The sequence below is a fragment of the Klebsiella sp. MS 92-3 genome, from assembly GCF_000195655.1.
Classification (GTDB): domain Bacteria; phylum Pseudomonadota; class Gammaproteobacteria; order Enterobacterales; family Enterobacteriaceae; genus Klebsiella; species Klebsiella pneumoniae.
In genome coordinates, this window is record NZ_GL882806.1 from 66,563 (window position 1) to 68,979 (window position 2,417).

The window sequence follows — 2,417 nt, forward strand, 5'->3', positions numbered from 1 at the left end:
CCGGGGGGGGCGCCGCTGGCCGGTACCGCAACCACAATGCCGGCGCCGCCGGCGGGCGTCAGCCAGCGTCGTTTGACCTTCACCCACCATCGCCGCTACCCGGGACTGGTGAACGTCCCGCGCCACTGGGTGCGCGCCAATCCCCAGGCGACGGCGATAGCCTTTCTGATGCGCGACGACGCCGGCGTAGTGCAGCTGTGGCTTATTTCCCCGCAGGGGGGCGAGCCGCGGCAGTTGACGCATCACGCGTCGGGTATCCAGTCGGCGTTTAACTGGCATCCGTCGGGAGAGTGGCTGGGTTTTGCGCTGGAGGATCGGATTGCCTGCTGCCATGCCGGTACGGGAGATATCACCTTTTTAACCGATACGCATGCGCATGCGCCCTCGGCGGACGCGATCGTCTTTTCGCCAGACGGTAAACAGATTGCCTGGATGGAGGAGGTGGACGGTTATCGTCAGCTGTGGGTTACGCAGACCGGACGATAACTTACTGGGCAGGCATCGGCGCTGGCGGGATCACCGAGTTGGTCGCCAGCGTAGCCTTCTCGCTCTTTTCGACCCGAGATTTGATGGAGCTGTCGGTGCGGAACATATCCCACGGCAGCAGCAGGGTATCCATGACGGCGGTGAACGGCATGTCCAGCGCCACCAGCGATTTCACACCCCAGTTGGTATCGCTGTCCCCCAGCGTTTGCGCACTGGATCGCGTGCCCGGATAGGTTCCCTCTTTGCCACCGGTATGTGACATTACGCTGGAGCAACCGCTCAGGCTTATTATCCCGCTGAACAGGACCAGCTTTAACAGTCGTCTGCTTTTCATTGTTCTTCCATTGTCGTTTCGGGCGTTGAGATAACCTTTCAGCGGTTATATCGGGCCATCCCGTGAATGCATAGTGTTATTGCGCCGCACTGTGGCGGGCATCGCACTTTGCTTTTTGTGCTCCTCCACCCAGTCTAAGCAATCATCGATAAACTGCAAAAAAAATTGCCCTCAATCCCTTGAAAAGCACGGGGAGAAACCCATTTTATAGGTGTAACCCACTGAGAATACGCCTGAGGGGTATTCCGGATTACCGCGGCCTGTCCACGATGGAAGGTCATTTGATTCTCGCTGATTTTCAGGAGCTATTTACTATGCGTAACTTCGATCTTTCCCCGCTATATCGTTCAGCCATTGGTTTCGACCGCCTGTTCAACCTGCTGGAAAACAATCAAAGCCAGAGCAACGGCGGCTACCCTCCGTATAACGTCGAGCTGGTAGACGAAAACCACTATCGCATCGCTATCGCGGTGGCTGGCTTTGCTGAAAGCGAGCTGGAGATCACTGCCCAGGACAATCTGCTGATCGTCAAAGGCGCCCACGCCGCCGAGCAGAAAGAGCGGACCTACCTGTATCAGGGGATCGCCGAGCGCAACTTCGAGCGCAAATTCCAGCTGGCGGAAAACATTCACGTCCGCGGCGCCAATCTGGTGAACGGCCTGCTGTATATCGATCTGGAACGGGTGATCCCGGAAGCGAACAAGCCGCGCCGCATCGAAATCAACTAATTGTCCGTTTCAGGCCGCGTGGCGGCCTGATGTAACAACCTGCTCGCCGTCAGGGAGCAGATGCGAATTTACAGAATTCGCAGGTATTCACTCGCTTCTTAGAAGGAGAAAACAGTATGCGTAACTACGATTTATCCCCCCTGCTGCGTCAATGGATCGGTTTTGACAAACTGGCCAGCGCCCTGCAAACCGCTGGTGAAAGCCAAAGCTTCCCGCCCTATAACATCGAAAAAAGCGACGATAACCACTACCGCATTACCCTTGCGCTGGCCGGTTTCCGTCAGGAAGATCTGGATATTCAACTGGAAGGCACCCGTCTGGTGGTGAAAGGCACGCCGCAGCAACCGGAAAAAGAGACCACATGGCTGCACCAGGGGTTGGTGAGCCAGGCCTTCAGCCTGAGCTTCACCCTCGCCGACAACATGGAGGTCTCAGGCGCGACCTTCACCAATGGCCTGCTGCATATCGATCTGACCCGCAATGAGCCTGAGCAGATCGCCCCGCAGCGTATCGCCATCAGCGAACGACCGGCATTAAATAGTTAATTAAGCGAATAACTTATAAGGCCCCGATTTTCGGGGCTTTTTTGTGTGCGAGAGCACAATAAACTTCCTTGCTGCAACGGGTGTTTCAGTTTAAAAAACAATCAACTTTGGGACTCACTCAAACAAGGATACGTTATGAACGAACAGCAGCCATTTGAAGCGATTAGAAAGAGCGATGAGGCGGGGCGGGAGTATTGGTCTGCCCGCAACCTTGGTCCCCTGCTTGACTATAAAGAGTGGCGGAATTTTTATAAGGTCATTGCAAAAGCGATAATTTGATGTGAGGCGAGTGCTCATCCCTCGGCAGACCCCTTTTTTTTTAAA

The 2,417-nt window shown here is 55.4% G+C and carries 4 protein-coding genes, 1 pseudogene and 1 other annotated feature; of the genes and pseudogenes, 4 read left to right on the forward strand and 1 reads right to left on the reverse strand.

The window, feature by feature from the left end; all coding sequences use genetic code 11:
* Positions 1-486 (forward strand): TolB family protein (locus HMPREF9538_RS29910; protein WP_009485048.1); only part of this gene is annotated, 486 nt, incomplete at its 5' end.
* Between the two features lies 1 nt (position 487).
* Here the strand turns inward: HMPREF9538_RS29910 and HMPREF9538_RS14310 are convergent.
* Positions 488-820 carry a YceK/YidQ family lipoprotein gene (locus HMPREF9538_RS14310; protein WP_004151524.1) on the reverse strand — a complete coding sequence of 111 codons (333 nt, stop codon included), beginning with the start codon at positions 818-820 and terminating at the stop codon, positions 488-490.
* 245 nt (positions 821-1,065) lie between these two features.
* Positions 1,066-1,141 (forward strand) — a sequence feature (ROSE (Repression Of Heat Shock gene Expression) occurs in the 5'-region of heat shock genes and acts as an RNA thermometer to modulate expression.).
* Between HMPREF9538_RS14310 and ibpA the strand changes: the two genes are divergently transcribed.
* The 3 genes and pseudogenes from ibpA to HMPREF9538_RS31075 form a co-directional block, all read left to right on the forward strand.
* Positions 1,135-1,548, forward strand: coding sequence for a small heat shock chaperone IbpA (gene ibpA, locus HMPREF9538_RS14305; RefSeq protein WP_004151523.1), 414 nt, complete (start codon positions 1,135-1,137; stop codon positions 1,546-1,548). Its footprint overlaps the feature before it by 7 nt.
* A 116-nt stretch (positions 1,549-1,664) precedes the next feature.
* Entirely contained in the window at positions 1,665-2,093 is a 429-nt protein-coding gene (gene ibpB / locus HMPREF9538_RS14300; protein ID WP_004145074.1) for a small heat shock chaperone IbpB, read from the forward strand.
* A gap of 135 nt (positions 2,094-2,228) precedes the next feature.
* Positions 2,229-2,369 (forward strand): annotated as a pseudogene (locus tag HMPREF9538_RS31075) (DNA damage-inducible protein D); the annotation flags it as partial.
* Positions 2,370-2,417: the final 48 nt, after the last annotated feature.

Coding starts and splice junctions, on each gene's coding strand:
- ibpA (WP_004151523.1), top strand. CDS start 1,135: ATGCGTAACTTCGATCTTTCCCCGCTATATCGTTCAGCCATTGGTTTC.
- ibpB (WP_004145074.1), top strand. CDS start 1,665: ATGCGTAACTACGATTTATCCCCCCTGCTGCGTCAATGGATCGGTTTT.
- HMPREF9538_RS14310 (WP_004151524.1), bottom strand. CDS start 820: ATGAAAAGCAGACGACTGTTAAAGCTGGTCCTGTTCAGCGGGATAATA.